This is a genomic window from Luteimonas sp. MC1828, assembly GCF_016461615.1.
Classification (GTDB): domain Bacteria; phylum Pseudomonadota; class Gammaproteobacteria; order Xanthomonadales; family Xanthomonadaceae; genus Luteimonas.
This window is the reverse complement of sequence record NZ_JAEMNY010000001.1, coordinates 381,135-400,316: the sequence shown is the minus strand read 5'-3', so window position 1 is coordinate 400,316 and position 19,182 is coordinate 381,135. Positions and strand designations below refer to the sequence as shown.

Here is a 19,182-nt window from a genome sequence, read left to right as displayed (position 1 = left end):
GTCGCTCGCTCCGTTTTCGGCCCGGGCCGTCGGCAGGATCGCCCCACTCGGCGGGCAACACGGGTTCAACCGGGTTGCTGGCGCATCTTAACCACGCGCGTCGGCCAGCACGCGGATCCGCGCATTGTGGGTCACCAAATCGTGGCGCTCGACGACGAACACGCCCATTTGCCCGACCTTGAACTCCACCCACATCAGCGGCAGTTCCGGCAGCAGTGCGGTAAGCGCGTGCTCGGCTTCGCCCACCTCGCAGACCAGCACACCGTCGTCGGTAAGGTGCAGCGGCGCGTCGCGCAGGATGCGCAGCACCAGGTCGAGGCCGTCATCGCCGGCGCGCAGGCCCAGCTCGGGCTCGTGCGCGTACTCGCGCGGCAGGGCATCGGTCTCGGCGTTGGTCACGTACGGCGGATTGCTGACGATCAGGTCGTAGTGTTCGCCCTGGAGCGCCGAGAACAGGTCCGATTTCAGGAAGCGCGCGTTGCGCACCAGCAGCCGCTTCTCGTTCTCGGCGGCCAGCGCCAGCGCGTCGTCGCTCAGGTCCACGCCGTCGACATGCCATTCCGGGTTGTAGTGCGCCATCGCCAGCGCGATGCAGCCGGAACCGGTGCACAGGTCCAGCGCACGGTGGACATCGCGGCCGCCCAGCCAGGGCTCGAAGCCGCCTTCGATGAGCTCGGCGATCGGCGAGCGCGGCACGAGCGCGCGCGGATCCGACTTGAAGCTCAGCCCCGCGAACCAGGCCTCGCCGGTGAGGTAGGCGACCGGCGTGCGCTCCTCGATGCGGCGGATGAAGAGTTCCAGCACGTCTTCCTTCTCGGCTTCGGTCACCCGCGCCTGGCCGTACACCGGGCTGAGGTCATGCGGCAGGTGCAGCGCATGCAGGGTCAGGTGCGTGGCTTCGTCGAGGGCGTTGTCGTAGCTGTGGCCGAAGGTGAGCCCGGCCGCATTGAAGCGGCTGGCGCCATAGCGGATCAGGTCGATGATGGTCTGGAGCTGTTGGGTCGTCATGGTGCGTGGTCACGGCGCTTTCGGCGCGGTTTCGCAGTATAGGCGAAGCTCCCGCGGCACCCGCGGGTGAGGCCCCCGGGTGCTCCGCCACGGGCCGGCTATGATGGCGCCCCCGGGTTTCCACCATCGGTCCTCCATGTTCAATCGCACCACCCTCCTCGTGCTGGCCGTCGCGCTGGCCGCCGGTCTCGGCCTGGCCGCATCGCAGCTGTGGTTTGCAGGCGCGCCGAAACCGGTCGCCGGGCCCGAGCTGCAGGCCGTGCGCCTGTTTCCGCAGCCGCGGGTGCTGCCGGCGTTCGCGCTGCAGCAGTCCGACGGCACGCAGCTGGTGCCCGGCGAGCTCAACGGCCACTGGACGCTGGTGTTCCTCGGCTTCACCCACTGCCCGGACGTCTGCCCGATGACGCTCGCGGAACTGGCGCGTGCGCAGGCCGAGTGGGAAGTGCTGCCGGACAGCGTGCGCCCGCGGGTGCTGTTCGTGTCGGTGGACCCGGAACGCGACACGCCCGACCGGATCGGCGAGTACGCGCATCATTTCCACCGCGATACGCTGGCAGCGACCGCCGATATCCCGGCACTCGAAGCGTTCGCGCGGTCGCTGTCGCTGGTGTTCATGAAGGCGCCCGCGGCCGACGGCGCCCCGGCCGACCAGTACAGCGTCGACCACTCCGCGGCGATGGCCGTGCTCGACGCCGAGGGCCGCATGGCCGGCGTGGTGCAGCCGCCGTTCGACCCGGCCGCCGTGGCCGCCGACCTCGCCGCGCTGACGGGCGCGCAGGCGCGATGAGCCTCTTCACCCGGCTCACCTACGTGCTTCCCCACCGCCTGGCGTCGTCGCTGGCGCGCCGCCTGGCGTACTCCGACCACCCGCGCGTCAGCCGCTGGCTGATCGACACCGTGGTCGAGCGCTTCAAGGTCGACCTGGGTGAAGCGGCGCAGTCCGACCCGGCCGCCTACCCGACCTTCAACGCATTCTTTACGCGGGCCCTGCGCCCGGGCGTGCGCGTGGCCGATCCCGACCCGGCGGCGCTGGTGATGCCGGCGGATGGCCGCATCAGCCAGTGCGGCGCCATCGAGGGCGGCCGCATCTTCCAGGCCAAGGGGCAGTCGTTCACCGCCGCCGAGCTGCTGGGCGATGCCGTGGCGGCCGCGCCCTACCGCGACGGCCTGTTCGCCACCGTGTACCTGTCGCCGCGCGACTACCACCGCGTGCACATGCCCTGGAGCGGGCGCCTGATGCGCACCGTGCACGTGCCCGGCCGGTTGTTCAGCGTCGGCCCGGCCGCGGTCGCGCACGTACCGCGCCTGTTCGCGCGCAACGAGCGCCTGGTCTGCCACTTCGACACCGACTTCGGGCCGATGGCGGTGGTGATGGTCGGCGCGCTGCTGGTGTCGGGCGTGGAGACCGTCTGGAGCGGCGAGGAGATCCCGGCCTATGGACACGCCGTCACCAGCAAGGAATACGGCGGCAAGGCGGTGGAGTTGCGCCGGTTCGAGGAAATGGCGCGCTTCAACTACGGCTCCACGGTGATCGTGCTGCTGCCGCCGGGCGTGGCGGAACTCGCCCCCGGGCTGGTTCCGGAAGGCCCCGTGCGGCTTGGCGAGCGCCTGGCGACGCGCCTCGACTGAAGCCTCCTTCGCGACGGCATTACTCAGGCTCGCTGCAGGGCGCGTAGAATGCGCCCCCTGCAAGGCCGTCCCGGCCCCGCCCAAGGCCGACTGATGAGCACCGACGCCGCTACCCCCGCTACCCCCACATTCTCCGACCTCGGCCTGCCCGGCTCGCTGCTGCAGGCACTGACCGCAGTCGGCTACGAGACGCCCTCGCCCATCCAGGCGGCCACCATCCCGCCGCTGCTGGCCGGCCGCGACGTGCTTGGCCAGGCGCAGACCGGCACCGGCAAGACCGCCGCGTTCGCGCTGCCCGCGCTGGCGCGCATCGACCCCGCGCAGCGCAAGCCGCAGGTCCTGGTGCTGGCGCCGACCCGCGAACTGGCGATCCAGGTGGCCGAGGCGTTCCAGAAGTACGCCGCGCACCTGCCCGGCTTCCAGGTCCTGCCGATCTACGGCGGCCAAGGCTATGCACCGCAGCTGTCGGCGCTGAAGCGCGGCGTGCAGGTGATCGTCGGCACGCCCGGCCGCGTCATCGACCACCTCAACCGTGGATCGCTGGACCTGTCCGAGCTGCGCTGCCTGGTGCTGGACGAAGCCGACGAGATGCTGCGCATGGGCTTCATCGACGACGTCGAGGCCGTGCTGAAGAAGACCCCGGAGACGCGCCAGGTGGCGCTGTTCTCGGCCACCATGCCGCAGCAGATCCGGCGCATCGCGCAGACCTACCTGAAGGACCCGGTGGAGATCGCCATCAAGGCGACCACCACCACCGCGGCCAATATCCGCCAGCGCTACTGGATGGTCAGCGGCACCAACAAGCTCGACGCCCTGACCCGCATCCTCGAAGCCGAACCCTTCGACGGCATGCTGGTGTTCGCGCGCACCAAGCTCGGCACCCAGGAACTGGCCGAGAAGCTCGCGGCGCGCGGCCTGTCCGCGGCCGCGATCCACGGCGACGTGGAGCAGAAGCAGCGCGAAAAGATGGTGCAGTCGCTCAAGGACGGGCGCATCGACATCCTGGTGGCGACCGACGTCGCCGCGCGCGGGCTCGACGTCGACCGCATCAGCCACGTGCTGAACTACGACATTCCCTACGACACCGAAAGTTACGTGCACCGCATCGGCCGCACCGGCCGTGCCGGGCGCAGCGGCGAGGCGATCCTGTTCGTGGCGCCGCGCGAGCGCGGCATGCTGGGCGCGATCGAGCGCGCCACGCGGCAGAAGATCGAGCCGATGCAGCTGCCCAGCGTGGCCATGGTCAACGACCAGCGCGTCGCGCGTTTCCTCGGCCGCATCGGCGAGGCGCTGGAGTCCGACGCCGACCTGGCGATGTACCGCGGCCTGGTGGAACGCTACGAAAGCGAACACAACGTGCCGATGGTGGAGATCGCCGCGGCGCTGGCCAAGATGGTGCAGGGCGACACCCCGCTGCTGCTGGTGGCCCCGCCCGAGCGTGCCCAGTACGAGCGCCCGCAGCACGAGCGTTCGCAGGGCCCGCGCCCGCCGCGCGACGACAGCTACGCGCCGCGTGGCCGCGAGCAGGCGCCGCGTCATGAGCGTGCCCCGCATTCCGCCGCCGGCGGCGAGCCCGGCGCGCCATCCTTCGACCGCGCACCACGTCCGCCGCGCGATGCGCCGGACGTCGGCATGGAGACCTTCCGCATCGAAGTCGGCCACAGCCATGGCGTGCAGCCGGGCAACATCGTCGGCGCGATCGCCAACGAGGCCGACCTCGAGAGCCGTTACATCGGCCGCATCGACATCCGCGACGACTACAGCCTGGTCGACCTGCCGCAGGGCATGCCGCACGAGCTGATGGAACATCTGAAAAAGGTGTACGTGGGCGGGCAGCCGCTGAAGATCCGCCGTGCCGAGCCCGCCGATTCCGCCGGTGGCAACGCAGGCCGCCCGGGCAAGCGCCCGTTCTCGCCGCGTCCGCCGGGTGACCGTCCGCGGCCTGCCGGCGCGCGTGGCCCGCGCCCGCCGTTCCCGCCGCGCACTCCGCACCGCAAGGGTCCGCCGCGCGGCGAAGGCTGAGTTCGGCGGGCGGTTTGCCCGCACCCAGCGACGCGTGGCCTGCCGCGCGTCGCCGGGCGGCTCAGGGGCCCAGGACGTGGATCACTTCGGCCAGCTCCGGCCAGCCGAACAGCGGCGCCAGGAACCAGTACGCCGCCACCACCACCACGATCCACAGCACGATCTTCATCACCACGCCGACCACCTTGAACAGCAGGTAGAGGCCGATGATCACGGCCATCAGGCCAAGCCAGCTCATGCGGTGGCCTTCATGGGCCGCAGCGCAGGATCCAGCGCGATGCGTGCGTCGAACACGAAACAGTTGCCGTCGTAGCCGTGGCCGCCGATTTCGTCGAAGTACCCCAGGATCCCGCCCTCCAGCTGCACCGCATGCGCGAAACCGTTCGCGCGCATCCACGGCACCGCCTTCTCGCAGCGGATGCCGCCTGTGCAGAAGCCGACCACGGTGGCGTCGGCGAGCGCATCGCGATGCGCATCCAGGGCCTGCGGCAGGTCGGTGAAGTTGTCGATCGGCAGCGCGAGCGCGCCTCTGAAGCTGCCGTGGCCGACCTCTTCGCGATTGCGCGTATCGAGCAACACCACGCGGCGACCGGCGTCGTCGCACCCCGCATCCAGCCAGCGCGCGAGCGTGTGCGGCGCGACCGAGGGCGCGCGCCCATCCAGCGGCGAGGCATCCTCGCGGCGGAAACTGATGATCTCCGGCTTCACCTTGACCTTCAGGCGCGCGAACGGCGCGTCCGCGCTGTGGCTGCGCTTGGCGTGCAGCGCGGCGAAGCGCGGGTCCTCGCGGAGAGCAGCGAGGAAGGCATCGACCGCGCCTCCGGCGCCGGCAAGGAACAGGTTGATGCCCTCGCGCGCGACCAGCACGGTCCCGAGCAGGCCATCGGAAATCGCGCGCGCGCGCACGCGGTCGGCGACCACGCAAGGATCGTCGATGGCAACGAAGTGATAGGCGGCAATGCTCGTATACATCGCGGCATTCTACGTTCGCCAAGCTATCCTTTGCCGCAATGAGCAGCTTCCCGGGCCACCGCGCCAGCGTCGACGGCGACGCGATCCGACACAACATCCACCCTCACCGGCTGCGCGCGGCATGAGCGACGCCTGCGACGTGCTGGTGATCGGCGCCGGCGCCGCCGGCCTGATGTGCGCGGCCACTGCCGGCCAGCGCGGCCGCCGCGTGCGCGTGGTCGAGCGCGCCAACAAGGTCGGCAAGAAGATCCTGATGTCGGGCGGCGGGCGCTGCAATTTCACCAACACCGGCACCACCCCGGCCAATTTTCTCTCGGCCAACCCGCACTTCTGCAAGTCGGCGCTGGCGCGCTACACGCCGGCGGATTTCATCGCCCTGGTCGACCGCCATGGCATCGCCTGGCACGAGAAGGAACTCGGCCAGCTGTTCTGCGACGAGTCCTCCAAGCTCATCGTGAAGATGCTGCTGGACGAATGCGCGCAGGCAGGCGTCGCGCTGGACGTGGGCTGCGACGTGCATGCCGTACAGCGCGCGGGCGACGGCTTCGTGGTCGAGACCGATCGCGGCCGGGTCACCGCGCAGTCGCTGGTCGTGGCCAGCGGCGCGCTGTCGATCCCGAGCCTTGGCGGCAGCGGCTTCGGGTACACGCTGGCGCGCCAGTTCGGCCATGCGGTGTTGCCCACGCGCGCCGGCCTGGTGCCGCTGACGCTCAGTGGCGTGCACGCCGAACGCCTCGATGGCCTGAGCGGCCTGTCGCTGCCGGTCGAGGCAGCGAGCCGCGGACAGGCCTTCCGCAACGCCATGCTGGTCACCCATCGCGGCCTCAGCGGGCCGGCGATGCTGCAGGTATCGTCGTACTGGGAGCCCGGCGAGGCGCTGGCCATCGACCTGCTGCCGGGAGTCGACGCACCCGCCCTGCTCCGCACCGCGCGCGCAGAGCGGCCGGCGACCGAACTGCGCACGCTGCTGTCCGAACACCTGCCGCGGCGCTTCGCGCAGCGGTTGTGCGAACACTGGATGGAGAGCCGGCCACTGCGCCAGTACAGCGATCGCGAACTGGCCACATTGGCGGCAACGCTGGCGCACTGGCCGATCGTCGCCAGCGGCACCGAGGGCTACCGCACCGCCGAGGTCACGCTGGGCGGCGTGGACACCGACGGACTGTCGTCATCGACAATGATGTCGCGCACCGTGCCCGGCCTGTTCTTCGTCGGCGAGGTGGTCGACGTCACCGGCTGGCTGGGCGGCTACAACTTCCAGTGGGCGTGGGCGTCAGGACACGCAGCCGGCGAGGTCGCCTGACCCGGCCTCAGGGCTTGGCGAGGTAGAACGTGGAGGCGCACAGCGCCGTATCGGTGGCGGTGGCGGCCGGGATGCCGCCGCCTTCCAGCGCCAGCAGCTTGACCAGCCGGTAGTCGCCCTCGATGTAGCTGGCCAGCGCCAGGTAGCCGGTCGCGTTGCGACCGCAGAACGCGTTGTCTGGCCGCGTGGTCGGGCGGGATTCGTCGATCACCCGGCGCAGCTCCACGGGCTGGCCGGCGTCCATCATCATCACGTCCGCATAGCGCTGGCCGGCGGCGAACTCGTCGCCGCCGCGCACGATCGCCACGCGTTCGGTGAGGAAGCTCGCGCCATTGGCCCCGGTGATGCGGCCGTCCTCGATCTCGACAACGCCGGTCATGGCCTCGGCCACCGGGTTGCCGGGCTCGAACCTGCCCAGCGCCAAGGGCCGCAGGGTGGGCGGCGCGGCGCGCTCGATGGTGGCGTTGGCGGTGTCGGGCTCGAGGGCTTCGCGCGGCACGGGCGGCGGCGCGCTGGTCGCGGGGGGCTGGCCGGCGGTGGTGACGGGGGCTTCGCTGCCGCCGCAGGCGACCAGGGCGAGCGCGATCAGCGTGAGGGCAAACGTCGGTCGTGGATTCAAGGAGATGCCAGGGAGCGGGAAGCGACGCCCGATCATAAACGCGTGGCGTTCGACTCGCGTTAGTTGCGCACCTGCCGCTATTGCGCCTCGGGCAGCGCGGGCGTGCTTTCGCTGAGGATGCGCAGGCTTTCAGCCTGGCGGATGCGGCGCTGTTCCAGCTCCGCCGCGTCCGTCGCGTCCGCGACGGCGGCCGGGTGCAGGGCGCGTCCCGGCAGCACCCTGCCGCCGGCGGCCTGCAGTGACGCGTCGCCCGGCACGTTGGCCGCACACTCGGCAGCGAGTGGCGATGCCGGGCGGCGGCCGCCGGCCGCGACGTCCTGCACGGTGATCGCCACGCCTGTGACATCACCATGGGCGCCAAGCCGACGACAGGCCTCGGAAATCGTCTGGTAGCCGCTCATGCCGGCGCCGGACGTCACCACCACCATGCTCATCCGATCCACCCAGCCTGCCGCGCGCACCCCGGGGATCGCTTCAACCTCGCGCCGCGCGGCCTCGCGGCGGATCGCGCTGCCGCGGTCGGCCAGGATCGCGTCACGGTGCGCATCGGCATCGAGGTCGGCACGCCTCGCCACGTCCTGGCCATCGTTGCCGGGTCCGGCACCACCACCGATCGTGGCAATCGGCTCGGCGGCAGCGGCGACGTCCGCCGTCGCGTGCGGCGGGGCCGGAAACGGCGCGACGGCAACGGGTGATGCGAAGGGCACGGATGCCACCGGCGCAGCCGGTGGATCGGCGGCTCCCGGCCCGATCCAGTCGCGCACGCTGCGGTAGCCGAGCCACGGCAGCACCACCAGCAGGACCACGACAACCCAGAACACCTTGCGGGCACGGCGCCGGCGCTGGTGGGCGGCGCGATCCGGCCAATGTGGCTGCCGGGACGCCTTGCCGCTCACGTCCAGGCGCGCCACAGCAACATCACCGGCAGGGCGACCAGCGCGAGCAACAGGACGATGCCGATCGCGGTCACCAGCACGCGCAGCGGCTCGGCGCGTGCGACGTCGCGGAGCGTCTCCGCACGGCCTTCGCGAAGCTCCAGCGCGCGCGCTTCCCGCGCCTGCGCCTGGCGCCGCGCCTGGTATTCATCCATGAGCCGTCGCGCCTTCGGAAAGTCGGCGTCGTCGCTGACCCAGATGCCGCCGTACGAAATCCCCCAGCGGCTGGGCAGTGTTTCGTGGAACGCTATCGCGTGCGCCTCGAGGAACGCGCGCACGTCGTCGGCTTCGTCGTCGGGCACCATCCGCATGTTGAGGAGCAGCTTGGCCATGGGCGCAAGGATACCCGGCGCGGATGTCTCAGAACGCGGTCACGCGGCGCCTCTCGCCGGCACGCATCGACACGGGGGCGTCCAGGTGCGCTGGCGCCAGGTGGGCGTCGGCCACCTGCAGCGCGGCGGGCACGGGGATCTCGTACAGGCAGACGCGGTTGCGACCGCCGCGCTTGGCGCGATAGAGCATGCGGTCGGCGTGGGTCAGCAGGCGCGTCAGGTCGTATCCGGAAAGCGCGGTGGTGCTGATGCCGAAGCTCGCGGTGATGGTGAAGGCGTGCCCGCTTTCACGGCTGTCGATGGCAGCGATGCAGCGCCGGCACTCGTCTGCGACACGCACCGCCTCGGCGCCGTCCGCGCCGGCCACCAGCAGCGCGAACTCCTCGCCACCCAGGCGCCCGAACCAGTCGACGTCGCGGCGCGACGTGGCGCAGGCCTCGACCACGCGCTGGAGTACCCAGTCACCGACGCCATGCCCGTAGTGGTCGTTGATCGACTTGAACCGGTCGAGGTCGAACATCACCAGCGCGACGTCCTCGCCCATGCGCGCACTGCGCGCCAGCGTGGCCGCTGCGCGCTCGTTGAAGTGGTGGCGGTTGCTGATGCCGGTCAGGGCATCGGTTTCGGCCAGGCGCCGCAGCGAAACCTGCACGCGCTTGGTCTTGTAGGCCCAGAACGCGATCGAGGCCAGCAACAACAGCAGCATCAGCACCAGCAGGCGTGAATTCTGCGCCGACTGCTCCTGGACGCGCTGCTGCAGCTGCAGCACTTCGTTCTGGCGGTTGAGCAACTCGATCTGCTGGGTCTGCTGCAGCGTCTCGTGGCTGACGATCTGATAGGCCAGCTCGCGCGCCTTCACTTCGTCGAGTTGCGCCTTGTCTGCTTCGGCGTAGAGGCGGTGGTGGGCCAGCGCCTGGACGGGGTCGTTGCGGGCCTCGGCCACGAGGTAGCGGATGCGGTATGCAGCGACCAGCGGCTTGGTGAAATCGCCACCGCCGCGATCGATCGTGGCCAGCGCGTGGGCATCGGCCCCGGCGGGGTCGCCGGCGGCCAGCTTGTACTCCGCCAGCAGCGAGTGGAACTCGCCGAGCAGCGGCGGGTAGCCGGTGCGCTCGACCTCGGGGAGATGACGTTCGAGGAGCGCGACCGCCCGCGACCGGCTCCCCTCGCCCGCCCATTTGCGCGCCAGCATGGCGCGCACCAGGTTGGCCACCACCGGCTCGCGCTCTGCATCGCACCCGTCGATCAGCAGGTTGAACTCGCGGTCCTCGGAAGGGACCTGTTTCAACTCCTGCATCGCCTGCAGGCGGGTCTGGCCCGCAAAGCACCGGGCGCGCGGCGCCTCGGTGACGGCCAGCACGCGCTCGGCGTACTCGCGCCCGATCCGGTACTGCCCGGCCTGGTTGTGGATCACCGCCGCCACGCCGAACACGTGCTCGCGATTGGCCTCGTCGATGTCGTCGCGTGTGAACGGCAGCACCTTGCCGAGCATGCGCAGGCCGCCAGCGAAATCGCGGGTGATGGCGCGCGTATTGACCACGAGCGCGCCGGCGCGGACCTTCATGTTCGCACCCTGCGCGCGCTCGAACAGCGCGGTCGCCGCGGCGATGCTCTCCTCGTAGCGACCGCCGAGCGCGAGCGCGTACGCGTTGAGATAGTCGAGGCGCTCGCCCTGCCCCACGGTCAGGTCGTCGGGCGTATTGGCGTTGAGTCCGGCGAGGAGCTCGCGGAACCTGGCCGGATTGGCGCTGCGGAGCGTGTCTGCCTGTTCGAGCAGGGCATCGAAGGTCGCCGCCGGTGCGGCATGGGCGACGTTCGCCACCAGCCCTCCCGACAGGAGACTCGCCAACAGGCAGACCATCAGCCACTGCGTGCGCATCGTTGCGCCGACCCCGTATGTGGGAGTTAGCTTTCGGGTGACTCGTCCGGGGGGTCGCGCTTGTCGTCGTCGTCCGGACGATCGCGCTGCGGCTGCGCCGGCGTGTCTTCCTGGGGTGACCAGAGCTGCATCATCACGTGCTCGGGGGCGCCAAGCAAGGCGGCCAGGCCCGTGCCGTCGCCGGACAGCAGCAGGGCACGCTCGGCGGCGCCGAGGCCCGACGTGGACACGCGTGCAAGCTCATCGGCGGCCATGGCCACCGGGCACTCGCCCAGCGCCTCGAGGATACGGATCGCATTCGACATCGGTGGGTCCCCTCACACAGTGGATTTGATGGTGGCGCAACGTGACTCGGCGGGTTCGCTCGCGGCGATCTCTTCCAGAATCGCGCGATCGGGCTGCAGCGCCGCGCAAGGCGGCAGCACCAGCGTCGTCTGCGGACGCAGCCCCGCTCCCTCGAGGCCGGACAGCCGCATCCCCTCGATGCGCGGCCGTGCAATGGCGAGCGTAGCAGCTTCGTAAAGCGTCACGGTATGGTCCGCCGGGTAGTCCTGGAGCAGGCGCTGCAAGAGCAGGCGCTGCCACGCGCCCATGGGGAGTTGACGTCCTCCGGGGCCGGAAACGGCCATGCCCACCTGCCAGAGCACCAGCAATGCGCCGCGGTCCACGTGGCGCCGGTACTGCAGGAACTGCCCGGCTTCGAAATGCTGGCAACCGGTCGCGCCAGGATCCAGCCCGAGATCGGCATACAGGCAATCCTCGGCGGAGATGCCGGGCTCCATGTGCGCCTCGTAACCCTCGGCACGTGCCTGGGCGATGGCCTGGTGCGGCGCCACGGCGAACACGCCAGGATGCCCGTAGAACGCGGCGCATACGCGATGCCCGGCACGTACTTCGGACAGCAGCAGCGCGACCATCTCCGCATAGGCCTGGCGCCGCGAACGGCCACCGCCGTAGCAGGGCTGCAGGCTGCGCACGTCGCGGTGCATGCCCTGCAGCCAGAGTTCGACCAGCGGATCGGACACCGCCATGAACACCACGTCCGCACGCTCGATCGTGGCGCGCGCGCGCGCGCCGATGTGGGCGCCCAGCATCATCCCGATGCCGACGCAGGCCAGGCTTCCCCGTTTCGACATCACCACGTCTCCTGCATCCCGCGCCCCGTACCAGTCGCCCGTCCGGCCTGCACCGCCGGGTTCCCGCGCAGCTGCGCCCAGCGCGCCCGCGTCAGCTGCCAGCGGCATTCTCCGGCAATGTCCTGCACTGCGACCTGGAACCCCAGGCGCCGCATCAGCGCACCCGCCGCCGCGTTGCCTCGCGCATGGCGCGTCCACAACGCCGGCAGCGCGGTGGAGGTGAACACCACGTCCGCCAATGCCGCGATGCCGGCGCTGGCAACGCCGGCCCCCTGTGCGTCGCGCGGCAGCAGGACGCCAACTTCGGCGTGGTCGTCAGCGTCCGGGCCGGCCTGCAGCGCCAGGAGTCCCGCGGGCGGCACGTCGACGCCGGCATCGACGCGCCGCGGAAGCAGCCAGTACGCGACTCGCGGCGGACGCGCGGCGAGCTGGTCCATGACGCGTGCAAACGCCGCGCGCGCACGCTCGACGGTGAGCACCGCGCCGACGTGGCGCATCGCTTCAGGATCGCCATACAGCGCGCAATACAACGCTTCATCCCGTGCCTGCAGCACCCGCAGCGGCGTCCCAGCGACCACAGGCGCGGCAAGCCGCACTCAGCGCCGCCCGGCCAGCACGCGCTGCAGGTTCGCGCGTGCCTGCGCGTCGAGGCGCGCATGGAAATAGTCACTCAGGAAGATGCGCTCGCTGGCGAGCAGCGACTCCAGGAACTTCCTGCGCCCGCGGCGAAACATCCATCCGGGCACCCTTCCCCGGTACTCCTCGGCAATCCCGCGGTCGTAGGCATCGAAGTCCGCGGGCGCCGCGCCCAGGACGGCCATGTCGCAGTCGAGGAAATGCCGGGCGTCGTCGGCATCGTCTCCGTCACCGAGGTCCGCGGGCGCGAGGTGCCCGTGGCGCGCGGTGAGTTCGATCAGCCTGGCGACGCGAGCGCCATCGATGCCCGCATCCGCCATCCAGCGCGCGATCGCGTCGATGGCGAGCACGGCCGAGCGCGACTCGTTGTCGCTGCGGCCGGCCTCGTAGATCGCGTCGTGGTACAGGACGGCCAACCAGGCCTCGCGCGGGCGATGCCAGCCGGGGCCGTCGGCCACTTCGTCGAAACGCGCGAGCACCGCTTCGACGTGGTCAAAGCCGTGATAAGCGCGTGGTGGAGTGGCGTACGCGGCGCGAAGCGCGTCGAGTTGCCCCGGAGGCAGCGGCACGCGCTCATGCATCGCCGTGCCCCTTGCGCAGGCGAAGGGCGTGCGCGACGCGCTCGAACGACGCCGACAGCGCCGCCTGCGCCGCGGCGGGCAGGGACGCGCGCACGCGCGCGAGGCTCGCCTCGTCGCCGGCAGGTGCCGCGCCGGTCCACGCGAACACGACCTGGTTGCTCATTCGCGCCTCCTCCACCACCAGCACGTTGCCCGCGCCGAAACTGCGTCGCAGCCGCTCGACGTGCGGCGCGGGATCGGCACAGAACAGGTTGGTGGCGAGCACCCCGCCGGGGCGCAGCGCGTCGCGGCAGGCATCGTGGAAGGCCGGCGTGGACAGCGCCGCGGGGATGCCGCCGGCGTCATAGCCGTCCACCAGCAGCATGTCGTAGCGCGCGGTGCGCGCCGCCAGGAACCGCGCGCCGTCATCCAGCACGACCTGCAGGCGGGCGTCGTCGTCGGGAATGCGGAACTCCCGGCGCAGCGCGATCACGCCGGGATGGTTCTCCACGACCTCCAGCCGCGCCTCCGGCAGGTGCCGGTGGATGAACTTCGCCTGCGATCCGCCGCCCAGCCCGACCATGCAGATCGAACGCGGGCGCGGTTGCCACAGCAACGCCGCAAGCATGGTGCGGGTGTAGTCGATCAGCAGCTGGTCCGGGGAACCCCCCAGCATCCGGCTCTGCGTCTGGCCGCGTGTGAACTGCAGCGCGGTGTAATCGCCGACCTGCCGCAGCCGGGCCGGACGCAGCGGCAGCCCGGTCGGGTCAAGTGGACGCACGCGGCACCGCAGACCGGCAAGCCAGGTCGCAATCCGCTGCCCGAATCGGCCGTCATCCAACTGCACGCACGTTCCACTTGCGAAAACGCGGGCAGCCTAGCGCAGCAGTGGTTCACCAGTCAGCACCGATGCGACGTACACCGCCTGCTGAACGTCCCGTCGCCACCCTCGGAATTCTCAGAACCGGTTAAGCCGCCATCGTTTGAAGTGCGCATGTACCGACTTCCGACGAGCCTGCCATGAGCCTGCGCCGATTCCACCTTGTCGCTTCGATCCTCCTCGCGGCCAGCCTGCTCGCTCCGGTCGCGGGCCATGCCCAGGAACGTGGTCCGCGCGGCGAATCGCGCCAGCAGCGTGACGAAGACGACGCGACGCGCACCGAGCGCGACCAGCGCACCCAGCGCGACGAGCAGCACCGAGAGGCGCGGCAGGGGCAACGCCGGCAGGACCGGCCACAGGCCCGGCCGCCTCGGGAGCAACAGCCTCGGCAGCTGGCCGGGCAACGCCAGGAGCAGCAGCCCCGGTCAAGGGTCCGGCCGCGCATGGAGGAGCTGTCGCGCCCCCGCGAGGCGCAAGTGCGTCAGCCGCGTAGCGAGCAGCAACCCCTGCCGGAATCCCGGTCGGCGCTGCGGGATCGGGATCGGGGCGATGACGTGCAGCGCCAGGCCCGGGAACGGGGCGACGACGTGCGGCGCCAGGCCCGGCAACGGGACGATGACGTGCAGCGCCAGACCCGGGAGCGCCTGCAGCGGCAACGCGATGACAGCGCGCGCATCCAGGCGGAAGCGCGCGCGCGCACGGCGCGCGCGCAGGCAAGCGTCCGCGACAGCGAACGACGCCTGCGGGACGACCGTCGCCAAGCCAGCAATCCTGGGCCGTCGCAGGCACGCGAGCGCATCCGCGAGGATCGCTTCCGCGACGACGGCCGCCAGGCCGGGCTGCGCGAGCAGCGGATGCAGGACCAGCGCCGCCGTGAAGCCGACTACGCGCGCCACCAGGCGCAACTGCGCGCCATCGAGCGCCGCCACGAGCAGCGCCTGGTGCAGCAGCAGCGCGCCCAGCAGCAGCGCTACATGCGTGACTACCACCGCCGCCTGCAGCAACAGCACCTCGTGTGGCAGTCACAGGGGTATCGCAACACCAACGCGTGGTACGGCGCGCCGCTCAGCCACCGCTACTACCGCGATGGCCGGTACCACCAGGTGAGCCGCTACGCTGCGGACCTCCTTCAGCAGGCGGTGGACCTGGGCTACCGCGAAGGCCGGCGCGCCGGACGCGCGGACAGCGACGATGGCTGGCGGCCCGACTACCGCAACAGCTACGCCTACGAGGATGCCAGCTACGGGTACAACGGCTGGTATGTCGACCAGGACGAGTACAGCTATTACTTCCGCGAGGGCTTCCGGCGCGGCTACGAAGATGGCTATTACGACCGCAGCCGTTACGGCCGCCGCGGCGACGACGGCGACTACCTGATCCTGGCGGCGGTGCTGACGACGATCCTCGTACTGCAGCAGATCCACTGATCCGGCTGGATCAGCGCAGCTGGCTGTCCTTGCTGCCACGGCGGTTGTAGCCGCCCTGCGCACTGTCTTCCTCGTCGTGCGCGGACTGGCATGCCACGCACAGCCGCACCCCGGGCACGGCCTTCCGGCGCGCATCCGGGATGGCCGCCTCGCACTCCTCGCAGTGCGCCAGGCCCGGGCCCTGCGGCAACCGGCTGCGCGCCCGCTCGATGCCATCCTTCACGGTGGCATCGATCTGGTCCTGCACCGCTCCGTCTCCAGCCCAGCCTGTGGCCATGGTCGTGCCCCGCGTCGTGGTTGCCGTCCCGGGAGTTATCGGGACGGCGTGCCCTAACGCAAGCCCCCGCGGCAGTCAGCCGCCGCAGCCGCCGCAGCAGGTCGAAGGCTGCTGCTCGACGGCAGCCGCGGCCGTTTCCAGGCCGGCGGAACTCACCAGGGCGGCCACTTCGGCGACGCCCAGGGACGTCGAGACCCGCAGCGGCGAGCCGCTGGCGTGCAGGTCGGCCAGTGCCGCGGGATCGGCGGCTCGCAGTGCCTCGTTGACGGCCGCCAGGTTGGCCACCCGGCCGCGCAGCGCGATTTCGTATTCCATGGTCTTGTCCAGTCGCAGGCGCCCATCGCGCCATGCGGCCATCGTCGGCCGTCCAGGCGGCGCCGGCCATGATCGCGGTCAAGCAAGACGCAGTGGCGGCAGCCACAGTGGCACGCATCTTGCATGCCCACAGGGAATGCCGCGACCAGCCACCAGCCTGAGCACGAACGCCATCGCGGGCCTCCTGTTGCTGCTGTGCACATGGCCCGCACTGGCGGCCTACACGTCCACCCCGCAGCGCCTGGAAGCGTTCGGCCCGGACGAGGGCCTGCCGCAATCGACTGTGAATGCGCTTGCCGGCGACGACCAGGGCTTCCTGTGGGTCGCCACGCAGGACGGACTGGCGCGCTTCGACGGCCATCGTTTCCAGTCGTGGCGGCGCGAACGCGGCAACGACCTGGGCCTTGCCAGCAGCAGCATCGACGCCCTCGCCTTCGATCGCGCCGCGACCAGGCTCTGGCTTGGCACCGACGACACCGGCGTTGAAATCATCCATCTGCCGAGCTGGGAACGGATCCGCCTCGACCGCGGCGACGGGCTGTCCGACGACCGCACCACAGCGATCCTGGTCGACCCCGAGGGCGGTGCATGGATCGGGACCGCGGGCGGACTCGACCACGTCGGCATCGCACCGCGCCATGTGCGCAAGCTGGGCGGCGGCGAGATCGTCGGCCTGGCACCGCTGCCGCAGGGCGGCGCGCTCGCGCTGGGCCGCGATTGCCGCCTGTGGCACGCCACGCGCGAGGCGATGACGGCCCTGCCACGGCGCGGCGGCGACAACGGCAGCGCCTGCATCGCACTGCAATCCGGACCCGAGGGTGCGTGGGTCGCCAGTGAACGCGGCGGCCTGGCGCTGGTGGATGCCGCCGACGGGCGCCTGCTGCGCAGGTACGCGATCAGCGAACTCCAGCCCGATGCCAGCGTGCTCACCGCCCTGCTGCGCAGGCGCGACGGCAGCGTGCTGGCCGGCTTCGGCAACGGCTCCGTGACGCGGCTGGCTGCCGCGGGCGCCACGCCCGCCCCACTGCACCTCGATCGCGACCTCGGCAATCCGGTCGTGACCCTGTACGAAGGCGCGTCCGGCGCGCTGTGGATCGGCACGTACACGTCGGGCCTGTACTTCGCGCGTCCGCTGTCTGACGTCATCCGCTTCGGCCGTTCCGACGCCGGGCGCATGGAAGGCTGGCCGAGCGTCAGCATGCGTGCACTCTGGCGCGCCGGCGAGCACTTGCTGGCCGGCACCGACAACGGCCTCATGGAGCGGCGCACGGCCGGCCGTGACTGGACGGAGGTCGCCGGTTTCGAAGGCCAGTCGGTGCGTGCCATCGCCCGTGCGGAGGATCGCGGCTGGTGGATCGGCACCCAGGACGGCCTCTGGCACTGGCCGGGCACCGGCGCGCCCAGGCGCATCCCCGGCCTGCCCGACCCGCGCATCGACGCCATGCTGGTCGAGGGCGGCACCGTGTGGGTGGCGACCCGCGGTGGCCTGGCACGCGTCAGCAACGGGGAGCTGGTGGCGGACCCGACACTTGCACCCCTTGCGGGCCGCCAGGTCACCGCGCTGCTGCGTGACCGCGACGGCCCGCTGTGGATCGCGACCAACGCCGCCGGTCTCTGGCGGCTCGACGCGGGCGCGGACGCCGCGCCATCGGAACACACCGGCCTGCACCATTCGCTCTGGTCGCTGACAGCCGACGACCAGGCGCTGTGGGTGGGCAGCTACAGCCATGGCCTGTACCGGATCGACCGCGACAGCGGCGCCATCCGCAACTACAGCGACCGCGACGGGCTGGGCAACAACGTCGTCTACGCCATCCTCGGCGACAGCGTCGGGCGCCTGTGGCTGAGCACCAACAACGGGCTGTCCGTGCTCGCCCCGGGCGAAGATTCCATCCAGGTGCTGGGCCCGCGCGACGGCCTGCAGAACCGCGAATACAACAGCGGTTCGGCGTTCCGCGACCAGGACGGCCTGCTGTACTTCGGCGGCACGCGTGGCCTGGACGTGCTGGATCCCGACAAGCTGCCCCTGCAGAGCCCGGCGGCGCGCGCGGTGCTGACCACGCTGAGCCTCTCGCCCGGCGAATCCAACGGCGACGAATCCGGCCCGGTGGAATCGGACATCGTGTATGCCGACAGCGTGTCGCTGGCGTGGCGCGACAGGGTCTTCTCGATCGCCATGACGTCGATCGACTTCGGCGCCGCCGAAGTGGCGCAGCTGCGCTACCGGATGCGCGGGCTGCACGAGGCCTGGGTCTATCCGCGCGCACCACGCGCCGAGTTCTCGGTGAGCCGCCTGCCGCCCGGCGACTACGTGCTCGAGGTCGAGGCGGCCGGGCGTGATGGCCGCTATGGCGATACGCGGCGCCTCGACCTGCACATGGCGCCGCCGTGGTGGCGCCACCCGTTCGCCTACGCCGGCTACGTGCTGGCGGCGCTGCTGCTGGCCGCCCTGGTGGCGCGCCGCGCCGGCTCGGCGGTGCGTCGCGAGCGCCGCCAGGTCGAACTGCTTGAGCGCACCGTGGCCGAGCGCACCGCGCAGCTGCAGGAGGCCAACCTGCGCCTGAGCACCACCAACGCCCAGCTCGACATCGCCACCCGCCGCGACCCGCTGACCCGCATCTCCAACCGCCGCGACCTGCAGGACTGGCTTGGCCGCGAGGCTGGTGCGCTGCGTACCGCGATCGAACAGGCCGGCGGCCCGCTTGAGCGGCTGGTGTTCTTCATGATCGACATCGACGACTTCAAGCAGGTCAACGACCGCCATGGCCACCAGGCGGGCGACGAAGTGCTGGTGCACTTCGCGGACCGGCTGCGGCTGCTCAGCCGCGACCACGACCTGCTGGTGCGCTGGGGCGGCGAGGAGTTCCTGCTGATCACCCGCTTCACCCGCGTCGCCGATGCCGCCCAGCTTGCCGAGCGCATCCGCGAGGCGATCGCCGGCCAGCCGATCCGGGTCGCACCCGGGCTGGTGTTGCCGCTCACCTGCTCGATCGGCTTCGCGCCGTGGCCGTTCGCGCCGGAGTGCCCGGATGTCGGCGACTGGGAAGCCTGCGTTGGCCTTGCCGACCGTTGCCTGTATGCCGCCAAGCGCGGCACCAAGGATGCCTGGGTGGGCGTGGTGCCCGGGCCCCACCCGGACCGCACCGGCGTTCAGGCGCTGCTCGCGGGCGCCGCGCCCGCCGACGTCGGCGAGGACTGCGCGCGGGTGCTGCACTCGGGCACGGTGGCGCCAGGATTCACGCGCTGAGCCGG

At 71.2% G+C, this 19,182-nt stretch carries 20 protein-coding genes; 6 read left to right on the top strand and 14 right to left on the bottom strand.

Annotation, left to right across the window (positions count from 1 at the left end):
* Positions 1-87 precede the first annotated feature (87 nt).
* Complete coding sequence (prmB, locus tag JHB91_RS01990) at positions 88-1,008, bottom strand: 50S ribosomal protein L3 N(5)-glutamine methyltransferase (protein ID WP_199471096.1); 921 nt, start codon at positions 1,006-1,008, stop codon at positions 88-90.
* Positions 1,009-1,144: 136 nt separating this feature from the next.
* On the opposite strand from prmB, the gene JHB91_RS01985 reads away from it, so the two are divergent.
* The 3 genes from JHB91_RS01985 to JHB91_RS01975 all read left to right on the top strand — a co-directional run bounded on the left by JHB91_RS01985 (position 1,145) and on the right by JHB91_RS01975 (position 4,659).
* A complete protein-coding gene (locus JHB91_RS01985) occupies positions 1,145-1,795 on the top strand; it encodes an SCO family protein (RefSeq protein WP_199471094.1) in 651 nt (216 codons plus the stop codon).
* A complete protein-coding gene (asd, locus tag JHB91_RS01980; protein WP_199471092.1) occupies positions 1,792-2,637 on the top strand; it encodes an archaetidylserine decarboxylase in 846 nt (281 codons plus the stop codon). Before JHB91_RS01985 ends, asd begins: the two co-directional genes overlap by 4 nt.
* Positions 2,638-2,730: 93 nt before the next feature.
* Complete coding sequence (locus tag JHB91_RS01975) at positions 2,731-4,659, top strand: DEAD/DEAH box helicase (protein WP_199471090.1); 1,929 nt, start codon at positions 2,731-2,733, stop codon at positions 4,657-4,659.
* Between the two features lie 61 nt (positions 4,660-4,720).
* Here the strand turns inward: JHB91_RS01975 and JHB91_RS01970 are convergent, their stop codons facing one another.
* Positions 4,721-4,897, bottom strand: coding sequence for a hypothetical protein (locus JHB91_RS01970; RefSeq protein ID WP_199372839.1), 177 nt, complete (start codon positions 4,895-4,897; stop codon positions 4,721-4,723).
* Complete coding sequence (locus tag JHB91_RS01965) at positions 4,894-5,631, bottom strand: sulfurtransferase (protein WP_199471088.1); 738 nt, start codon at positions 5,629-5,631, stop codon at positions 4,894-4,896. The genes JHB91_RS01970 and JHB91_RS01965 overlap by 4 nt, the downstream gene beginning before the upstream one ends.
* Positions 5,632-5,752: 121 nt before the next feature.
* Between JHB91_RS01965 and JHB91_RS01960 the strand changes: the two genes are divergently transcribed.
* On the top strand, positions 5,753-6,934 hold the full coding sequence (locus tag JHB91_RS01960) for an NAD(P)/FAD-dependent oxidoreductase (protein ID WP_199471086.1): 1,182 nt from the start codon (positions 5,753-5,755) through the stop codon (positions 6,932-6,934).
* A gap of 7 nt (positions 6,935-6,941) precedes the next feature.
* On the opposite strand, the gene JHB91_RS01955 is transcribed toward JHB91_RS01960, so the two are convergent.
* From JHB91_RS01955 to JHB91_RS01915, 9 genes are all read right to left on the bottom strand, one after another.
* A complete protein-coding gene (locus tag JHB91_RS01955; protein WP_199471084.1) occupies positions 6,942-7,553 on the bottom strand; it encodes a hypothetical protein in 612 nt (203 codons plus the stop codon).
* Positions 7,554-7,630: 77 nt separating this feature from the next.
* The gene (locus JHB91_RS01950; protein ID WP_199471082.1) at positions 7,631-8,374 is read right to left on the bottom strand and encodes a hypothetical protein; all 744 of its coding nucleotides are present in this window, start codon (positions 8,372-8,374) and stop codon (positions 7,631-7,633) included.
* Positions 8,375-8,445: 71 nt separating this feature from the next.
* Positions 8,446-8,820, bottom strand: a complete 375-nt coding sequence (locus JHB91_RS01945) for a DUF6164 family protein (RefSeq protein WP_199372844.1) — start codon at positions 8,818-8,820, stop codon at positions 8,446-8,448.
* A 28-nt stretch (positions 8,821-8,848) separates the two neighbouring features.
* A complete protein-coding gene (locus tag JHB91_RS01940; RefSeq protein WP_199471080.1) occupies positions 8,849-10,699 on the bottom strand; it encodes a GGDEF domain-containing protein in 1,851 nt (616 codons plus the stop codon).
* 26 nt (positions 10,700-10,725) lie between these two features.
* Complete coding sequence (locus JHB91_RS01935) at positions 10,726-11,004, bottom strand: hypothetical protein (protein ID WP_199471078.1); 279 nt, start codon at positions 11,002-11,004, stop codon at positions 10,726-10,728.
* Between the two features lie 12 nt (positions 11,005-11,016).
* Positions 11,017-11,835, bottom strand: coding sequence for an SAM-dependent methyltransferase (locus tag JHB91_RS01930; RefSeq protein ID WP_199372847.1), 819 nt, complete (start codon positions 11,833-11,835; stop codon positions 11,017-11,019).
* On the bottom strand, positions 11,835-12,413 hold the full coding sequence (locus tag JHB91_RS01925) for a GNAT family N-acetyltransferase (protein WP_199372848.1): 579 nt from the start codon (positions 12,411-12,413) through the stop codon (positions 11,835-11,837). Before JHB91_RS01925 ends, JHB91_RS01930 begins: the two co-directional genes overlap by 1 nt.
* Before the next feature lie 18 nt (positions 12,414-12,431).
* The gene (locus tag JHB91_RS01920; protein WP_199372849.1) at positions 12,432-13,052 is read right to left on the bottom strand and encodes a hypothetical protein; all 621 of its coding nucleotides are present in this window, start codon (positions 13,050-13,052) and stop codon (positions 12,432-12,434) included.
* Positions 13,045-13,812, bottom strand: a complete 768-nt coding sequence (locus tag JHB91_RS01915) for a transferase (protein ID WP_199471076.1) — start codon at positions 13,810-13,812, stop codon at positions 13,045-13,047. The genes JHB91_RS01920 and JHB91_RS01915 overlap by 8 nt, the downstream gene beginning before the upstream one ends.
* Before the next feature lie 239 nt (positions 13,813-14,051).
* On the opposite strand from JHB91_RS01915, the gene JHB91_RS01910 reads away from it, so the two are divergent.
* Complete coding sequence (locus JHB91_RS01910; RefSeq protein ID WP_199471074.1) at positions 14,052-15,338, top strand: hypothetical protein; 1,287 nt, start codon at positions 14,052-14,054, stop codon at positions 15,336-15,338.
* A gap of 10 nt (positions 15,339-15,348) precedes the next feature.
* Here JHB91_RS01910 and JHB91_RS01905 read toward each other — a convergent pair whose 3' ends face one another.
* Entirely contained in the window at positions 15,349-15,615 is a 267-nt protein-coding gene (locus JHB91_RS01905) for a DksA/TraR family C4-type zinc finger protein (protein ID WP_199372852.1), read from the bottom strand.
* A gap of 75 nt (positions 15,616-15,690) precedes the next feature.
* Entirely contained in the window at positions 15,691-15,972 is a 282-nt protein-coding gene (locus JHB91_RS01900) for a hypothetical protein (RefSeq protein ID WP_199372853.1), read from the bottom strand.
* Positions 15,973-16,066: 94 nt separating this feature from the next.
* On the opposite strand from JHB91_RS01900, the gene JHB91_RS01895 reads away from it, so the two are divergent.
* Complete coding sequence (locus JHB91_RS01895; RefSeq protein ID WP_199471072.1) at positions 16,067-19,177, top strand: ligand-binding sensor domain-containing diguanylate cyclase; 3,111 nt, start codon at positions 16,067-16,069, stop codon at positions 19,175-19,177.
* Positions 19,178-19,182: the final 5 nt, after the last annotated feature.